Here is a 15,952-nt window from a genome sequence, read left to right on the forward strand (position 1 = left end):
GCTTGATCCGGGGTGACGATGGTGTGTGGGATGAGGCATTTGGGCTGGACGGGAGGATCAGTTCCCTGACGCCTGCAGCGCGGCCATCGCCGCGCCGACGGCCGCCTGGATCTCATTCGGGCGCGGATTGCGGCGCAGGGTGAGGCCGCCGTTGATCTGCAGGTTCTGGCCCGACATGAAGCAATCGTCGCTCACCACCCACAGCGCCGCCTTGGCGATATCTTCCGAGGTGCCGACGCGGCCGAGCGGATATTCCTTGATGAAGGCATCGGCGAGGCCGGGGACCGCGAACGACTGCTCGGTCATCGGGCTGTAGGTGAAGCCCGGCGAAAGCACGTTGGCGCGGATGCCTTGCGGACCATACTGGTTGGCGACGCAGCGGATCAGCGCCTCGGACCCTGCCTTGGTCGCGATATAGGCCGCGTGGTCATCGATCACGCACTGCGTGGTGGCCGAGGAAATCTGGATCAGCGACCCGCCATGCGGCATCGCGCGGACGAAGGCGCTGAGGAAGTAGTGCACGCCCTTCAACTGCAGCGCGATGATCTGATCGAGCTCTTCCTCGGTGATCTCGTGGAGGCCCTTGAGCAGGCCCCAGCCCGTCGCGTTGATCGCGATGTCCACTTTGCCGTGGCGATCAAGCGCTGTGGTCGCCAGCGCCTCGACATCGGCCTTCTTGGAAAGGTCGCACAGCGCCCAATCGCCCGCGATCGCGCCGGCGCACGCCTTGAGCGGTTCGGCCTTGCGCCCGGCCACGACAACCTTGGCCCCGGCGTCGGCCAGAGTGCGGGCGATGTGCTGGCCCATGTTGTTCTCGCCCGCCGCGCCGATGACGACGGCCACCTTGCCCGAAAGATTGGTCATGACAGATCAGTCCTTTGCGGTGAGGAAGGTCGCCGTCGCAACGCCGTCGGGGCCATAGACCGGCTCCGAAAGATCGCAGCGATACTTGCGCGTGTTGGCCCCCAGAATGTTGAAGTTCGCCAGATGCGCGCCCATCTTGAAATAGGATTCGGCGAGCAGGTGGACGGCCAGATCCTCGGCGGTTTCCCACTCCTCGAACACGTGGATGCGGCCCGGATGGTGCGGATCGAGGCTCCACGCATAGTGGCGGCAGCCATTCTCCGCGAGCGCCATGTCGATCAGCGGCTGGGCGTCCTTGAGCACTTCGTCGCGGACTTCCGGCGCGAAATCGATTTCCCCTGCGACAACAACGATCATCACGAATACCCTTTCAAAACGGAAAAGCTGCGGCTCTGGTAAAGCCAGGTGCCGCCGCGCCTGACGTATGTGTCCTCGTAGCGGCCGATGCTGCGGCGCAGGTTGCCTTCCTGGTCCTCGAGCGTCTCGTTGGTGTAGACGCGGCCCGTGGCGGTATCGCCGTCGATCACGATGGCAGCAGTCTGCTGGAAGAAGCCGACGAAGGCGAAGGTCGACATCGCGCCCGTCCACAAGCCGACGATGGCGTCCTTGCCGTTGACGATGGTGCCGGCAAGGTCCCAGACGGCATCATCGGCCCAGAGCGCGCCCCAATCGGCAGCGTCGCGCCGGAACACGGCGTCGGCGTAGTTATCATGCAGCGCGCGGATCGCGAGCTGATCCTCGATGGGTCCGGTGATGGCCATATTCTCTCCCGATTTGAGGCGAGCCTAAGGCGATTCAGGGGGCTCAGAAACTATCATTTCCGCGCGCTGCCAGCCCGCGCGTTTTGGCTATTCTGCCCCCACAAAGGCCCGGGTCAGCCGGGTGCACATCATGGACGGAGAGCGCGATGGATCTGGGTCTGAAGGGCAAGAAAGTCATCATGAACGGCGGGGCCCGCGGCATCGGGCTCGAGATTCTCAAGATCCTCACCAGTGAAGGCGCCGATATCGCCTTCTTCTCGCGCGATCAGGCCAAGATCGACGCCGCGCTGGCAGAACTGGCCGGCAATCCCGGCACGGCCCACGGTGACGCGTTCGACATGACGAACAACATCGAAGGCTATGTGGCCTGGCTGACCGGCGCGGTGGAAAAGCTCGGCGGCTGCGACATCTTCATCAACATGGCGAGCGTTTCGGGCGCGGGCGCCACGCAGGACTGGCAGAAGTGCCTCGACGTGGACATCATGGCTGCGGTCAAGGGCATCGAGACGCTGACCCCGGCGCTCGAAGCCTCGGGCGCGGGCTCGATCATCGTGATGTCGTCCACCGCTGCGGTCGAGACGTTCATCATGCCGCAGGCCTACAACGCGATCAAAGCCGCGCTGATCACGTATGCATCGCAGCTTTCCCAGGCGCTCGCGCCCAAGGGCATCCGTGTCAACACCGTCTCGCCCGGCCCGATCGAGTTCAAGGGCGGCAGCTGGGACATGATCCAGGGCGCGATGCCGGACTTCTACAACGGCATCAAGGCGCAGATCCCGATGGGACGCCTCGGTGCGCCGGACGAAGTGGCCCGCGCGGTGGTGTTCATCGCCAGCCCGGCCTCGTGCTATACCACCGGCGTCAATCTCGTGATTGACGGCGGCTTCACCAAGCGCGTGCAGTTCTGAGACCATGAGCCAAATGCCTCACAAATCCCCGCGCGAACTCGCCGAGACCATGCTCGGCTGCATCGACAAGGGCGACTGGGCCGGCGTCCTCGCCATCACCTCGCCCGACTATGTCGTCCACGAGCCGCCGGAGCTGCCCTTCGGCGGCGACTGGAAGGGGCAGGACGCGCTGATCCGCCTGTTCCCGCACGTATGGAGCTATTGGGACGACGTGGTGGTCGACCGGTTGGGCATCCTGACGGACGAAAACTACTTCTGCCTGCAGCTGCGCATGACGATGACCTCCAAGCTCACCGGCAACCGCATCAGCACTTCGCTGGCGGAGACGACACGCTGCGTCGAAGGGCTGATGGTGGAATACACGATTCACTACCACGACTGCGCGCTGGTCGCCCGCGAGGCCGGCCCGCCGCGCCCTGGCGCGGTGAAGCTGGAGGGCTGACATGGACCGTCTGAAGGGCAAAGTCGCGATCATCACCGGCGCGGCCAAGGGGCTCGGGGCAGCGGACGCGCGGCTGTTCGTGGCCGAGGGTGCGCGCGTGATCCTCACCGATGTCGATGACGCCGCGGGCAGCGCGCTTGCCGCCGAGCTGGGCGATGGCGCGCAGTACCAGCACCTCGACGTCACCAGCGAGGCCGCATGGGAAGCGCTCATCGCCGATGTGGTGGCGCGCCACGGGCGGCTCGATGTGCTGGTCAACAATGCCGGTATCGTCGAATTCGGCGATCCCGAGACGCTGACGGAGGACACCTACCGCAAGATCATGGCGGTCAGCCTCGACGGCGTGGTGTTCGGCACCAAGCACGCGATCCCGGCGATGGCTGCGAACGGCGGCGGCGCAATCGTCAACATGGCCTCGATCGCGGCGATCCAGGGCGAGCCGACTTTCGCCGCCTACAGCGCGGCCAAGGGCGCGATCGATGCCTATACCCGCGCGACGGCGGCCTATTCGATCAAGAACGGGCGCGGCGTGCGGGCCAATTCGGTGCTCCCCGCCGGGATCGACACGCCGATGGTGCAGAGCCTTGGCGGAAAGCTCGCCGCGCTTGGTGCCGCCGCCCCGGTGCATGACAACGCCACCGCGATGAACCGCCTTGGCGAACCGGTCGATGTCGCCAATCTTGTCCTCTTCCTCGCCTCGGACGAGAGCCGCTTCATCAATGGCCAGAGCCACGTGATCGACGACGGTGCCTCGGTGATCGCCGGCAGCACGGTACCCCGCACAGATCGCTGATTGCCGCACCGCACAGCGCAACCTATCACTTTTATGGCTTCTCAAGCATAACGCTGGGTGGCCATGTCATTCGCATGATCCGCGCGCGGCCATGAGCGCCGCGCTGGCCAGCAAACCGGGAGATTGAAGGTGCAACTCAGCCGCGACCAATTGCTGCGGGCCTATCGCCAGATGAAGGTCATCCGCGAATTCGAGGAACGACTCCACATCGACATCCAGACCGGCGAGATCGCGGGCTTCACCCACCTCTACTGCGGGCAGGAAGCCGTTGCGGTGGGCGTGTGCGAACACCTCTCGACCGATGACAAGATCGTCTCGACCCACCGCGGCCACGGCCACTGTCTGGCAAAGGGCTGTGACGTGGACGGCATGATGGCCGAGATCTGGGGCAGCCGCGACGGCCTGTGCAAGGGCAAGGGCGGCTCGATGCACATCGCCGATGTCGACAAGGGCATGCTGGGCGCCAACGGCATCGTCGGCGCGGGCGCGCCGATTGCGGTGGGTGCGGGCATCGCCTGCAAGATCGACGGCAAGGGCCACGTTGCCATCACCTTCTCGGGCGACGGCGCGTGCAACCAGGGCACCACCTTCGAGGCGATGAACATGGCTGTCGTCACCAAGGCGGCCTGCATTTTCGTGTTCGAGAACAACCACTATTCCGAACACACCGGCTTCGAATACGCGGTGGGCACCAACAAGGATATCGCCAGCCGCGCCGAAGCCTTCGGCATGAAGGTGTGGCGCGGCGACGGCACCGATTTCTTCTCGGTCTATGAAACGATGCGCGAAGTGCTCGACTATGTCCGCGTGCCCGGCAACGGCCCGGCGGCGGTGGAGTTCGATACCGAGCGCTTCTTCGGCCACTTCGAGGGCGATCCGCAGCGCTATCGCGGGCCGGGCGAACTCGACCGCATCCGCGAGACGCGTGACTGCATCAAGAAGTTCCGCGCCAGCGTGACTGGCGCGGGCTTGCTGACGGATGCAGATATCGATGCGGTCGACGCCGATGTGATGGACGCCATCGAGAACGCCGTCACCAAGGCCAAGGCCGCCCCGCGGCCCACACCCGAAGACGTCCTTGAAGACGTCTACATCTCGTACTGATTCCGCCCACGAGGAGCGCGACAATGGCAAGAATGATGTATCGCGAGGCGGTTCTCTCCACGATCGCCGAGGAAATGGAGCGCGACCCGAACGTCGTCGTGCTGGGCGAGGACGTCGTGGGCGGCAATGGCACCGCAGGCGGCCCCGAGGCCATCGGCGGGATCTGGTCGACCTCGGCGGGCCTGTGGGGCAAGTTCGGCGGCGACCGCGTGATCGACACCCCGATCTCGGAAAGCGCCATCGTCGGCGCGGCGGCCGGTCTCGCGCTCTCGGGCAAGCGCCCGGTGGCCGAGCTGATGTTCGCCGACTTCATCGGCGTTTCGCTTGACCAGATCTGGAACCAGATCGCCAAGTTCCGCTACATGTTCGGCGGCAAGACCAAGTGCCCGGCGGTGATCCGCATGGCCTGGGGCGCCGGCTACAACGCCGCCGCGCAGCACAGCCAGGCCGCGCACCAGATCCTGACCGGCATGCCCGGCCTCAAGGTGGTGATGCCGAGCACGCCTGCGGACGTGAAGGGCCTCTTGCGCACCGCGATCCGCGACGACGATCCGGTGATCTTCCTCGAGCACAAGGCGCTCTACGGCGTGAAGGGCGAAGTGCCCGACGACAAGGATTTCATGATCCCCTTCGGCCACGCGCGCCTCAGCCGTGCGGGCAACGACGTGACGATCGTCTCCACCGGCCTGCTGCTCGGCTTCTGCGAGGCGGTGGCCGACAAGCTGGCCGCCGAAGGCATCGGCTGCGACGTGATCGACCTGCGCACCACGAGCCCGATCGACGAGGAAGCGATCCTCGATTCGGTCGAGGTGACCGGCCGCCTTGTCGTGGTCGACGAGGCCCCGCCGCGCTGCAGCCTGTCGAGCGACATCTGCTCGATGGTCGCCGAAAAGGCTTTCGCCAGCCTCAAGGCCCCGCCGCTCGGCGTGAACCCGCCGCACACGCCTGTCCCGTTCGCGCGCGAGCTGGAAACCGCGTATCTCCCCTCGATCCCCAAGATCGAAGCGGCGGTGCGCAAGGTTCTCTCGTACCGCTAAGGAAGCCCACCATGGCTGATATCCGCCCGTTCTGCATGCCCAAGTGGGGCATCGAAATGACCGAGGGCACGGTTGCCGAATGGATGGTCAAGGAAGGCGAGGCCTTCACGCGCGGTCAGGTCATCTGCCTGATCGAGACCGACAAGATCACCAATGAAGTCGAGGCGGAATACGATGCCGTGCTGAAGCGCGTGCTCGTGCCTGCCAGCGACCAGCCCCAGCCGGTCGGAGCGCTGCTCGGGGTGTTCACCGATGCGGCCACGACCGACGCCGAAGTCGATGCCTTCGTGGCATCATTCAAGCCCGCTGAAACGGGCGTTGCCGCTAAGGCCGGAGCCGAAGCGGCACCGGCTGCCGCCGCTGCTCCGGCCCCTGCGGCTGCCGCGCCGGAGCCCAAAAAGATCGTCACCAACCGGCCGATCAGCCCGGAGGCGCTGAAGCTCGCCGAAGCGAGCGGTGTGGATATCGAACCCATCACGGGTTCGGGTCGGGGTGGCCGCATCACCTATCAGGACGTAGTCCAGGCGATGCGCCCCGAGCCAGTGCTCTCCCCCAAGGGCCCGGCCGACCTTCCGGCCGAGAGCCGCGCCGTCTTCGCCTCGCCGCTCGCCGCGCGCCTTGCCGCGCAGTACGGCATCGACCTTGCGAGCCTCAAGGGCACCGGCCCGCGCGGCCGTATCTCGAAGGCGGACGTGCTGGGCGCGGTGAAGCCTGCCGTGCCGGAAGCCGCGCCAGCGCCCGCGTTCGGCGCGCCCTTTGTGGCGGTGGCCAACACGCCGGTCGTCCAGCCCTTCGACAAGGTCCGCAAGGTCGTCGCCCGCCGCCTGACCGAGGCCAAGCAGACCATCCCGCACTTCTACCTGCGCGTCTCCGCGCGGGTCGATGAGCTGGTCGCGCTGCGCAAGACGGCGAATATCGTGATGGGGACGAAAGCCTCGATCAACGACTACCTCGTCAAGGCCGTGGCGATGGCGCTGGTGCGGCACCCGGACGTCAACGTGCAAGTCGCGGCAGACGCAGTGCACTCCTTCCCCCATGCAGATGTGGCGATTGCAGTCGCGAGCCCCAAGGGCCTCGTCACCCCGATCGTGCGGCAGGCGGACCGGATGCACATCGCGCAGATCGCCGCCACCACCCGCGCGCTGATCGACAAGGCTGCAGCCGGACGGCTCAGCTTCGAGGACATGGACGGGGGCACGTTCTCCATCTCCAACCTCGGCATGATGGGGATCGAGGAGTTCGACGCGATCATCAATCCGCCGCAGGGGGCGATCCTTGCGGTGGGCGGGATCAACCGCGTCGCCGTGGAGACGGCGGACGGCGACATCGCGTTCGAGAGCCAGATCAGGCTCTCGCTCTCGGTCGATCACCGCGCAATCGACGGCGCTGCGGGCGCAGGCTTCCTGCAGACCTTGAAGGCGCTGATCGAGGCACCGGAATCGCTGTTCAGCTGATGCGCAGAGTGCGCTAGTGGGCCTGGCCATCCGGCAGATTGCCTACTTCTGTGCCGACGTGCGCGCGGCTGCTGCTGCGCACCATTCGGCATATGGCTCCGGTCCGTTCTTCGTGGCGGACAACATCCCGCTGGCGCGCTGCGTCCATCGCGGAGTGGAGCGTCCGCACGATCACAGCTCGGCCTATGGGCAATGGGGTGAGGTGATGGTGGAGTTCGTCCAGCAGAACAACCCCGGCCCCTCGCCGTTTCACGACATCTATCCCGAGGGCTCGGGCCGCTACGGGTTTCACCACGTTGCCGTCTTCGTCGAGGATGTGGATGCGGCGCTCGCGGCGTTTGAGGCCCAAGGTGCCCCCTGCGCCATGCGCGCGGAGATGGCGGACGGCTTCGTCTATGCCTTCGCCGATACCAGCGCCACGCTGGGCCATATGACCGAGCTCTACACCCCGCGCCCCAGCCTGCTTGGTTTCTACGCGATGGTGGCCGATGCTGCGCGCGAGGGCGCTCCGCCGCGTGATCTCATCACCACCATCCGCTTGCGCTGAAAGCTGCGACCATGACCACCAACCGTTTCTGGCAGCTCGATGCCCATCCGCAGGGCGACGCTTTCGCCAGTGCGCTCTCCTTCCGCGAGGAAGCGCTCCAGCCGCTGGCCGAGGGTGAAGTCCGCATCGCCGCTGGGTGGCTCTCGATGGACGCGGGCACGCGCATGTGGATGAGCCCGCGCACCGATGGCTACCAGCCGCCGTTGCCGCTGGGCTCGAAGATGTCAGGCCTTGTCATCGGCCGCGTGGTCGAGACGCGCGACCCCGCGTTCCCCGAGGGCACGCTGGTGCGCGGGTTCGGGCAGTGGGCGGATTATTCCGTGGTCACTCCCGCCATGGCTGGCCTCATGGCGCTCGACGAGAGCCTGCCCGACCTGCGCGAGCATTTCGGCGCGCTGGGCATGAACGGCTGGACCGCCCTCCTCGGTGTGCGCGACACCGCGCGCATCCAGCCCGGCCAGTGGATCGCGGTTTCCGCCGCTGCCGGGGCGACCGGCAGCCTTGCGGTGCAGGTTGCGCGCAATCTCGGCGCGCATGTGGTGGGGATCGCGGGCGGCCCCGCCAAGTGCGCCTATCTCGTGCAAGATCTCGGCGCCGATATCGCCATCGACTACAAGGCGGACGACGTGGCCGCGCGCCTCGCCGCCGAAGTTCCCGGCGGGCTCAATGCCTATTTCGACAATGTCGGCGGGCCGATCCTGGATGCGATCCTGCCGAACATGGCGCTGTTCGGCTGCGTTGCGGTGTGCGGACTGGTGGCGGCCTATGACGCCGACAAGCCGCTGCCGGGCCCGGCGCGCTATGATCAGGTGCTGATGAAGCGGCTGCGGATCGAAGGCTTCTTCGTGCCCGATCACTTCCACCGCGCCGAGGAATTCATCGCCCCCTTGCGGCAGTGGCACGACGAGGGCCGCCTCGTCTCACGCTTCGATGAAACGCCGGGCCTTGAAAACACGCTGGCCGCCTATGCGAAGATGCTGGGCGGCGGCGCGATCGGCAAGGTGCTGGTGAAAGTGGCCTGACCCCGCCTCCTCTCCCGCTGAACGGGAGGGGGCGGGGCAGAAACGCGGATCAGTCCGCCATCCACTTTTCCAGATTCTCGTGGAAGTAGCGCACGCGGCGCTCCTGCCATGCGAGGTAATCGCGCTTGTAACCGCGCGAGTGCAGGCCGCGCTGCTGCGCTTCCCACACCGAGACATCCTGATCGATCCCGGGGCCGGCAGAAACCTCGCCCCACTTGCCCTGCACGTGCGGGGCGGGGACCGAGACATCGACCCATTCGGACATCGACTGCGAGTAGTAGCGCGTCGTGCCCGCGGGGAAGAGCGTCATGTACCACATGTCGAAGTAGCACTTTTCCGGTTCGGTTTCGTGCGGGCGGGCGCGCAGCCAGATGTTGCCATCGGGCTTGAGGCTGAACGAGAGGTTCGGGAAGATCGTGTAGTGCCAGTGATCGGTCAGCTGGTCGTCGTGGTAGGTCGAGAAGTCGAAGCCCTTCTCCGCCCCCTTCGCGCGCTTGGCCTGCTGCAGGGCCTTGCGGATCTCGCCGGTCTTGCCGCCGCGGAACTGTTCGGGATCGAGGTCCCAGAACTCCAGCTCCTCGCGCAGCATTTCGAGCGTCTCCGCCTCGCCGCCACGCAGCTGCTTGGTGGGGCCCGCACCCGGCATGAACATGCGCGCATGGCCTTCGGGGTAGAGATCGAACTGGCAGTGGTTGTAGCCGTACTCCATCACGAACTTCGTCTGCGGGTGGACGAAGGGCACGTGATAGCTCTCGTTGAAATTGTCCTGCACCAGCTTCCAGTTGAAGTTGCCCTCGATCGTCACCCAGTGCGTGCGGACCATCGCGTCCATCGGATAGGTATCGATCTGATCGGCAATCGGCCCCATGAACTGCCGCAGCGGCGCGGCGTCCTTGTCCATGTTGATCCACACGAACCCGGCCCAGGTCTCGCACTTCACCTCGACGAGGTTGAGCTTGCCGCAGGGCGAGCCCTGCACGAAATCGGCCTCGTCGGGCACGACCTTGAGCTTGCCGGTGAGGTCATAGGACCAGCCGTGATAGGGGCAGACGAGCCGCTTGGAGTGGCCCTGCTCGCCCGTCACCACCGGCATCGCGCGGTGCTGGCACACGTTGTAGAACGCACGCACCTGCCCATCGTCGCCGCGCACGCAGACGATCGTTTCGGGCCCGAAATCGGCGGTCAGCCAATCACCCGCATTCGGGATCTGCGCCTGCGTGCCGGCGATCTGCCAGGTCCGCGTCCAGATCCGGTCCCACTCGCGGTCCGCCCATTCCTTCGAGAAATAGCGGTCCGGCGTGATCGGCGCATTGCCCAGCGGCGGATCGGCCAGCGGGGAGATATCGGCGAGCGACGTGGCGCGGGCGCGGGCGAGTTCGGCTTGCGTGGTCATGGGATGGTCTCCTGTTTCAGGCACCGGCAAAGTGAGGATAGGATGGATCGACGTGGCCGCGTTCCCCGAAGGCGTATCCGGGCATGGCCGTGCGGTCCCACATATCGGTCGATGGCGCGACCGTGCTCCAGTCATAGACGGCATGGCGGTGGGAAATCTTCCACGTCCCACCGCGCCGCTCGAACCGGTCAAGATAGCGCCCGGCCGCGACCATGAAGTTGTCGCCGCCAGCCTCGCTCGGGATATGGTGGTGCGCGATGAAGTAGGCCTCGCCCTTGGCCGTATCGCCGTCGACCTCGACCAGCACGTTGCCGATCATGTGCTGGGTACGGCGCATGCCGGCCAGGACTTCCATCACCCACGGCACGAAATCGGCCGCAGTGCCCTGGTACATGCCGTGGTCGTCGGTCGCATCGGGGTGGAACACCGAACGCACGAGGTCCGCGTCGCAGCGGTCGATCCCGCGCGCGAGGCGGTGGACCAGTTCGGTGCAGGCCATCTTGTCGAGCAGCAGCGCCACGCGGGGATCGAGGTCAGCAGCCATGGGGTCAGTCTCCGGTATGCAAGGGATCGTCGGGCAGGCGCTTGCCGTGGCGCTTCAGCGTTCCATAAAGCGGACCGTCCCACTGCGCGGTCGAGGGGCCGTTGCGGCTCCAGTCGAGCACATAGCGGCGGTGCAGCAGCCGCCATTCGTCGCCGCGCCGCTCCAGCCGGTCGAGATAACGCCCGCCAACTTCCATCTCTGCAGGACCATCAGGCCCGTCCACCTCATGCCAGGCGCGGCAATAGGTTTCCGCCGCGGCCTGCGCGCCGTCGATATCGATCAGCATGTTGCCGAGGAAATGCTGCGTGCGGCGCATGGCGGCCAGCGCCGGAATCACGCCTTCGGACCATGCCAGCGCATTGATCTCGCCCGTGCCATAATCCGCCATCGCTTCCGGCCACCAGACTTCGCGCAGCACAGCCAGATCGCACCGGTCGATCCCGCGCGCATAGCGGCTGAGCAGGTCCATGATCGCAAGCCGATCGGCCAGCTCCTCGGGGCGCACCATGCTCATCGAACCCGCATCTCCTCGCGCCGGCAGCTGAGATCACGGGGCGCGCGGGCGCCCCAAGGAAACATCGTCTCGCCCCCCGGCAGATCGGCGGCCGGTTCGTCGCGCACCCAGTCGACCAGTTCACTGCGGTGGGCGATCTTCCAGAGCCCTGCGCGCCGTTCGTAGCGATCGACGTAGCGCCCGGCGACGAACATGTCGCGTTCGCCGCCATCCTCACCCACCACGCGGTGGTGCGCCTGGAAATAGACCTCTCCAAACGCCGTGTCGGCGCTCTCGAAATCGATGCGCACCTGCCCGATCATGTGGTGGTTGGCCTTGTGCGGGGTCAGCACCTTTTGCGCGAAGGCGACGAACCCCGGTGCATCGCCTTTCCACCCTGCGCCGTAGTCGGTGGTCGCATCATCGTGGAACACGGAAATATGCAGCGCCGGATCGAGCCGGTCCTGCGCGCGCATGTAGTCGCAGGAAAGGTCGTAGATAGCCTGCCACGAGGTAAGGCGATCCAGCGCGTCCATCATCAGGGCCTTTCCAGATACTGATCGAGTGTCTGGTGGAACTGACGGATGCGCGCCTCCTGATAGTTCCCCAAGGTCTGACCGCGCTTCGCCGAGCCCAGAAAGCCCTGGTATTGCAGCGCGAGATTGTCGGTATCCTGATCATAGACTCCGCCGAGCCCCGGGTTCATTCCCGGCGCTTCGGCATAGGATTGCTCGACGGTAAGCCGCACCGGCTCGGGCGGATGCTCCACGGGCGTGCCCGGCGGCACCAGCTTGAGGAACAGGAGATCAAACAGCGTGCGCGAAGGGTCGCCTCCGATCGGGCGGAAGCGGTAGATCATCGGCAGCGAGACGCCGGGGAACAGGCACATGTTCGGGAACAGGTGGTACTCGATCGAATCGAGCATCTCGCTGTCCGAATAGATGTCGAGCGGGACGCCCAGATCGGCCGACATCTGTTCGCGCAGCATTTGTGCAGCATAGGAGCGTGCCGTGCGTCCTTCCGGCAGCGTGCCCGGGGCGACGCGCATCCGGTCATAAAGCTCCTGCTCCGTCTGCGTGCCGGTGTAGTGCGGGCTCGCAACGCCGATGGTGTGGACGAAGCGCGTCACATGATCGCTGAACAGGTCGTATTGCGCGTTGGCATCGGCCGCGGTGGGCAGCGCCTGCGCATGGGTTTCGTAGACGTGGTAGGCCTCGAGGAAGGCCTCCTGCGCCGCCTTCCAGTTGGTCGGCAGCTCCTTCTGGAGGTGCAGCGAAATCCGGCGGTCGGCAAGATCCCAGCGCCCCGAGAAATGCTCGGCCAGCGGCCCGAGCTGCTCCATCAGCGGCCGCGCCTCGGGATCGAGGTTGACGAAGATGAACCCGCCCCAGGTTTCCATCCGCACTTGCGGCAGCTGGAATTCCTCGTCCTTCACATGCGGGAAGTCCCACCGGCAGGGCAAATGCGCCAGTTCGCCCTCGAGCGACCAGCGCCAGCCGTGAAAGGGGCAGCGCAGTTCCGCCGCATTGCCGCTGCTATCGGAGCGCTTGAGCTGGGTGCCGCGATGCAGGCAGGCATTGCGATAAGCGCGGATCGCACCATCATCGCCGCGCACGATCAGGATCGACCACGGCCCGATATCGTAGGTGATGTAATCGCCCGCCTCGGGGATATGTTCCTCGCGCGCGGCCCATTGCCAGGTGCGTGCCCACATCCGGGTAAACTCGCGCGCCATGAAATCGGGATCGGTATACCGATCGTAGGCGATGTCGGCATCCCCCGCGAAGGCATAGGCCTCCGTGATCAGGGCAGGCGGCACATCCTGCCCGTCCGCGAGGATGATATCGCGCGTGCTGGGCCCGGGGCAGCGGGCCGCACCGGGTTCCGCAGGGAGAGGCAGGCTGGTCTCAAGGTTCATGCCGCAAGAGCTCCTTCCGCCCCTCCCCGCCCCAGGTTCAATACTTGACCGTCACCTGCAGGCGCACCGTGCGCGGCATCGAGCCGTAGCCAATGATGTCGCCCAGCGTCGCGTTGTTGGTACCGGTGCCCGCGCCGGTCAGCGGAGCGGTGCCGGCACCGATGAAGTAGAACTTGTTGGTGAGGTTCTTGCCGATCACGGCAAGCTGCCAGCGGTCGTTCTGGGCGCCGATCCTGAGGCCCGCATCGAGCACGGCATAACCGTCCTGCCGGGTATAGGGATCGCCGAAGCTCGAACCGAGGTACGAGCTCGTGGTGCGGGTATCGATGTTGCCGCCGATCTTGAGGTCCTTGCCGATCTCGGTCTCATAGGAGACGCCCGCCGTTGCCGTCCATTCCGGCGCGGAGGATGTCGGCGTGCCGCTCAGGTCCTGCCGCTCGATGCCGTTCACCTTCAGCGAGCAGCCCGCCGCGATGCTCTGGCCCGACCAGCACGGCGCGATGAAATCGATGTAGCGTGCGCGGTTGTAATTGAGCGTGCCGCGCAGCGTCAGGCCCGGCACAGACCGCGGCGCATATTCCAGCTCCAGCTCGGCCCCCTTCGAACGCGCCGCACCGGCGTTGTAGGTGACGTAGGCAAAGACCTGCGCATTGAAGAAGTCGATCTGCAGGTCGGTATACTTGTAGCTGTAGAGCGTGAGGTTGGCGCGCAACTGGCGATCGAACAGCGTGGTCTTGATGCCCGCCTCGAAACCGCGGCCCTTTTCCGGGTTGAACGCAAGGTCGGCCGAGGGGTTGTTGGTGACCAGCGAGGAGTTGATCGCGCTGTTGGAGAACCCGCCCGACTTGTAGGCGGTCTTGTACGCGCCGTAGACCATCACGTCGGTGGTGGGCTTCCAGCTGAGCGTCACGTCCGGCGACCAGTCGTTGAACTTCTGGTCTCCCGTCAGCACGCCATTGGCCGCCGCGCTCTGCGGACGGAAGATGCCGGTGAGCGCCGGGTTGACGTAGGGCTGGGTGAAGAAGCTCTTCTTGGTCTCGTGCGTGTAGCGCACGCCCGCCGTGGCTTCGATCGTGGGGACGATCTTCCAGATCGCCTGGCCATACGCGGACAGCGTCTCGCCGTCGGTCGCCGAATCCTTGGCATAGGCGACATAGCGCATACCCGTCGGCGCGGCCGAGTTTTCGAGATTTGCGAACAGCACGGTCTGGAAGAAGGTGCGCTTGGTCTTCTGGTACAGCCCGCCGACCATCACGTTGAACGGCCCCTCGAACTTGGTCAGCGCGCGCAGTTCCTGGCTGAAAGCGTGGTAGCTGGCATTTTCCGTGGCCCACACGCCGCCGCCGAGGAAGTCGCAGTCGCAGCCGAACTTGTTGTTGTTCCAGTTGTAGTTGGTGACCGAGTTGAGGGTCACGTTCTGCATGTCGTAGTTGACCGTGCCGGTCACCTGCCACGACTTGTAGGTGTTGTAGAGATCGCCGTTTTCCCGCGCGAAGGGCGTTGCCTGCGCGATGTCGACGGGGAAGTTGTTCTGGTAGATCTTGAACCCGCCATCGCACTTGTAGGCCGGATTCAGCGCGGTCGCACCGGTCGGGCAGCGCACCGCCGAATAGTTCCAGCCGTTGCCGATGGTGTCGTTCCACGAACCCGATGCCTTGAGCGTGGCGGTCAGGCCAGTGCCGCCGTCATACTTCAGCGTGGCGCGCCCGATCAGCTCGCGTTCCTGCGGCTGGTCCGCAGCGGACGGGGCCGCCACGTGGTTGGTCGATGCAAAGCCCTTGGCGACGTCAAGGGTCGGGTAGTTCTGCGATCCGGCGGCATTGCGATACCAGCCGCCGAACATCTTCGAGCCGCGCACCGCAAGGCGCAGGCCCCAATTGTCGCCCAGCGGGGTCGAATAGACCGCCTCGCCGTAGAGCTGGCGAGCATTGGCCTCATAGCCGACACGCGCAAGGATCTCGCGGTCCTTGCCGGGATCGGCGGTGGTCAGGCTGATCACACCCGCGGTCGCGTTCTTGCCGTAGAACAGCGCCTGCGGACCCTTGAGGATTTCCACACGGGCCAGATCGAAGAAGCCTTCGTTGATGACGCGGCCCTGCCCGTAATAGACGCTGTCCACCACGATCGCGACCGACTGCTCGATACCGATGGACGTGGCGTTGGATCCGATACCGCGCATGGTGAGCTGCGCGCCGGCCCCGTTCGAGGCTCGCGCGACGGTGAACTGCGGGGTGGCCGCCGCGATCTTTTCAAGGCTGGTGAGGTCGCGGGTCTGCACCGTGGCCGCGCTGATCGCCTGCACCGACACCGGAATGCTCTGCACGCTTTCCGAGCGGCGGCGGGCGGTCACGATGATGTCCTGGACGCCGCTCGAGGCGGTCGAATCGGCCGACGCGCCGGACTGCGGCGGCGGCGCCTCATCGGCGGCAAAGGCTGGCGCCCCGGCCAGCAGCACGCCCGGTGCCAGCAGCGCAAGAGCGGCGCCGCGCGCCGTGCCGGACAGGAAATTCAGACGCACGGATTTGATGTGCCGCCCCAGATCACGCATAGTACCTCTCCCACTTCACGGAAGCGCCGCCCGGATTGTTCGTGGGGTCGGCGAACTGGAGCGAGGGTATCAATCTGGGGCCCCGGCTCAACCACTTATGCGCCAATTGACTACTTTTGATAGG

Annotated in this window: 17 protein-coding genes; 8 read left to right on the top strand and 9 right to left on the bottom strand. The window is 65.7% G+C overall.

Annotation, left to right across the window (positions count from 1 at the left end):
* Window positions 1–57 precede the first annotated feature (57 nt).
* Genes AQZ52_RS00245 through AQZ52_RS00255 form a run of 3 tightly spaced genes read right to left on the bottom strand, consistent with a single transcriptional unit; the run spans window position 58 to window position 1,625 of the window.
* Window positions 58–864: an SDR family NAD(P)-dependent oxidoreductase gene (locus AQZ52_RS00245; RefSeq protein ID WP_067905971.1), complete on the bottom strand. Its 807-nt coding sequence runs from the start codon at window positions 862–864 to the stop codon at window positions 58–60.
* Window positions 865–870: 6 nt separating this feature from the next.
* Complete coding sequence (locus AQZ52_RS00250; RefSeq protein WP_067905972.1) at window positions 871–1,221, bottom strand: putative quinol monooxygenase; 351 nt, start codon at window positions 1,219–1,221, stop codon at window positions 871–873.
* Window positions 1,221–1,625, bottom strand: coding sequence for a nuclear transport factor 2 family protein (locus AQZ52_RS00255; RefSeq protein ID WP_067905973.1), 405 nt, complete (start codon window positions 1,623–1,625; stop codon window positions 1,221–1,223). The genes AQZ52_RS00250 and AQZ52_RS00255 overlap by 1 nt, the downstream gene beginning before the upstream one ends.
* Before the next feature lie 146 nt (window positions 1,626–1,771).
* Here AQZ52_RS00255 and AQZ52_RS00260 point away from each other — a divergent pair, with 146 nt between their 5' ends.
* The 8 genes from AQZ52_RS00260 to AQZ52_RS00295 all read left to right on the top strand — a co-directional run bounded on the left by AQZ52_RS00260 (window position 1,772) and on the right by AQZ52_RS00295 (window position 8,932).
* Complete coding sequence (locus AQZ52_RS00260) at window positions 1,772–2,533, top strand: SDR family NAD(P)-dependent oxidoreductase (RefSeq protein WP_067905974.1); 762 nt, start codon at window positions 1,772–1,774, stop codon at window positions 2,531–2,533.
* Window positions 2,534–2,537: 4 nt separating this feature from the next.
* Complete coding sequence (locus AQZ52_RS00265; RefSeq protein WP_082697469.1) at window positions 2,538–2,975, top strand: nuclear transport factor 2 family protein; 438 nt, start codon at window positions 2,538–2,540, stop codon at window positions 2,973–2,975.
* A gap of 1 nt (window position 2,976) precedes the next feature.
* A complete protein-coding gene (locus AQZ52_RS00270; RefSeq protein ID WP_067905976.1) occupies window positions 2,977–3,768 on the top strand; it encodes an SDR family oxidoreductase in 792 nt (263 codons plus the stop codon).
* A 129-nt stretch (window positions 3,769–3,897) separates the two neighbouring features.
* Window positions 3,898–4,872, top strand: a complete 975-nt coding sequence (locus AQZ52_RS00275; protein WP_067905977.1) for a thiamine pyrophosphate-dependent dehydrogenase E1 component subunit alpha — start codon at window positions 3,898–3,900, stop codon at window positions 4,870–4,872.
* A 23-nt stretch (window positions 4,873–4,895) separates the two neighbouring features.
* Entirely contained in the window at window positions 4,896–5,909 is a 1,014-nt protein-coding gene (locus tag AQZ52_RS00280) for an alpha-ketoacid dehydrogenase subunit beta (protein ID WP_067905978.1), read from the top strand.
* Window positions 5,910–5,920: 11 nt separating this feature from the next.
* On the top strand, window positions 5,921–7,363 hold the full coding sequence (locus AQZ52_RS00285) for a 2-oxo acid dehydrogenase subunit E2 (RefSeq protein ID WP_067905979.1): 1,443 nt from the start codon (window positions 5,921–5,923) through the stop codon (window positions 7,361–7,363).
* A 16-nt stretch (window positions 7,364–7,379) separates the two neighbouring features.
* Entirely contained in the window at window positions 7,380–7,910 is a 531-nt protein-coding gene (locus AQZ52_RS00290; RefSeq protein ID WP_082697470.1) for a VOC family protein, read from the top strand.
* A gap of 11 nt (window positions 7,911–7,921) precedes the next feature.
* Complete coding sequence (locus AQZ52_RS00295) at window positions 7,922–8,932, top strand: NADP-dependent oxidoreductase (RefSeq protein ID WP_067905980.1); 1,011 nt, start codon at window positions 7,922–7,924, stop codon at window positions 8,930–8,932.
* Between the two features lie 49 nt (window positions 8,933–8,981).
* Here AQZ52_RS00295 and AQZ52_RS00300 read toward each other — a convergent pair whose 3' ends face one another.
* Genes AQZ52_RS00300 through AQZ52_RS00325 form a run of 6 tightly spaced genes read right to left on the bottom strand, consistent with a single transcriptional unit; the run spans window position 8,982 to window position 15,828 of the window.
* Entirely contained in the window at window positions 8,982–10,325 is a 1,344-nt protein-coding gene (locus tag AQZ52_RS00300) for an aromatic ring-hydroxylating oxygenase subunit alpha (RefSeq protein WP_067905981.1), read from the bottom strand.
* 16 nt (window positions 10,326–10,341) lie between these two features.
* A complete protein-coding gene (locus AQZ52_RS00305; RefSeq protein ID WP_067905982.1) occupies window positions 10,342–10,869 on the bottom strand; it encodes a nuclear transport factor 2 family protein in 528 nt (175 codons plus the stop codon).
* A gap of 4 nt (window positions 10,870–10,873) precedes the next feature.
* Entirely contained in the window at window positions 10,874–11,383 is a 510-nt protein-coding gene (locus AQZ52_RS00310) for a nuclear transport factor 2 family protein (protein ID WP_067905983.1), read from the bottom strand.
* Complete coding sequence (locus AQZ52_RS00315) at window positions 11,380–11,901, bottom strand: nuclear transport factor 2 family protein (RefSeq protein WP_082697471.1); 522 nt, start codon at window positions 11,899–11,901, stop codon at window positions 11,380–11,382. Before AQZ52_RS00315 ends, AQZ52_RS00310 begins: the two co-directional genes overlap by 4 nt.
* The gene (locus tag AQZ52_RS00320) at window positions 11,901–13,280 is read right to left on the bottom strand and encodes an aromatic ring-hydroxylating dioxygenase subunit alpha (protein WP_067905985.1); all 1,380 of its coding nucleotides are present in this window, start codon (window positions 13,278–13,280) and stop codon (window positions 11,901–11,903) included. Before AQZ52_RS00320 ends, AQZ52_RS00315 begins: the two co-directional genes overlap by 1 nt.
* A gap of 37 nt (window positions 13,281–13,317) precedes the next feature.
* Window positions 13,318–15,828 carry a TonB-dependent receptor gene (locus tag AQZ52_RS00325; RefSeq protein WP_082697472.1) on the bottom strand — a complete coding sequence of 837 codons (2,511 nt, stop codon included), beginning with the start codon at window positions 15,826–15,828 and terminating at the stop codon, window positions 13,318–13,320.
* Between the last annotated feature and the right edge of the window lie 124 nt (window positions 15,829–15,952).

Source organism: Novosphingobium fuchskuhlense (assembly GCF_001519075.1).
Taxonomy (GTDB): Bacteria; Pseudomonadota; Alphaproteobacteria; order Sphingomonadales; family Sphingomonadaceae; genus Novosphingobium; species Novosphingobium fuchskuhlense.

Bases quoted from the DNA above. Each gene is read 5' to 3' on its own strand.
- AQZ52_RS00245 (WP_067905971.1), bottom strand. From the start codon at position 864: ATGACCAATCTTTCGGGCAAGGTGGCCGTCGTCATCGGCGCGGCGGGC.
- AQZ52_RS00250 (WP_067905972.1), bottom strand. From the start codon at position 1,221: ATGATCGTTGTTGTCGCAGGGGAAATCGATTTCGCGCCGGAAGTCCGC.
- AQZ52_RS00255 (WP_067905973.1), bottom strand. From the start codon at position 1,625: ATGGCCATCACCGGACCCATCGAGGATCAGCTCGCGATCCGCGCGCTG.
- AQZ52_RS00260 (WP_067905974.1), top strand. From the start codon at position 1,772: ATGGATCTGGGTCTGAAGGGCAAGAAAGTCATCATGAACGGCGGGGCC.
- AQZ52_RS00265 (WP_082697469.1), top strand. From the start codon at position 2,538: ATGAGCCAAATGCCTCACAAATCCCCGCGCGAACTCGCCGAGACCATG.
- AQZ52_RS00270 (WP_067905976.1), top strand. From the start codon at position 2,977: ATGGACCGTCTGAAGGGCAAAGTCGCGATCATCACCGGCGCGGCCAAG.
- AQZ52_RS00280 (WP_067905978.1), top strand. From the start codon at position 4,896: ATGGCAAGAATGATGTATCGCGAGGCGGTTCTCTCCACGATCGCCGAG.
- AQZ52_RS00285 (WP_067905979.1), top strand. From the start codon at position 5,921: ATGGCTGATATCCGCCCGTTCTGCATGCCCAAGTGGGGCATCGAAATG.
- AQZ52_RS00295 (WP_067905980.1), top strand. From the start codon at position 7,922: ATGACCACCAACCGTTTCTGGCAGCTCGATGCCCATCCGCAGGGCGAC.
- AQZ52_RS00300 (WP_067905981.1), bottom strand. From the start codon at position 10,325: ATGACCACGCAAGCCGAACTCGCCCGCGCCCGCGCCACGTCGCTCGCC.
- AQZ52_RS00305 (WP_067905982.1), bottom strand. From the start codon at position 10,869: ATGGCTGCTGACCTCGATCCCCGCGTGGCGCTGCTGCTCGACAAGATG.
- AQZ52_RS00310 (WP_067905983.1), bottom strand. From the start codon at position 11,383: ATGAGCATGGTGCGCCCCGAGGAGCTGGCCGATCGGCTTGCGATCATG.
- AQZ52_RS00315 (WP_082697471.1), bottom strand. From the start codon at position 11,901: ATGATGGACGCGCTGGATCGCCTTACCTCGTGGCAGGCTATCTACGAC.
- AQZ52_RS00320 (WP_067905985.1), bottom strand. From the start codon at position 13,280: ATGAACCTTGAGACCAGCCTGCCTCTCCCTGCGGAACCCGGTGCGGCC.
- AQZ52_RS00325 (WP_082697472.1), bottom strand. From the start codon at position 15,828: ATGCGTGATCTGGGGCGGCACATCAAATCCGTGCGTCTGAATTTCCTG.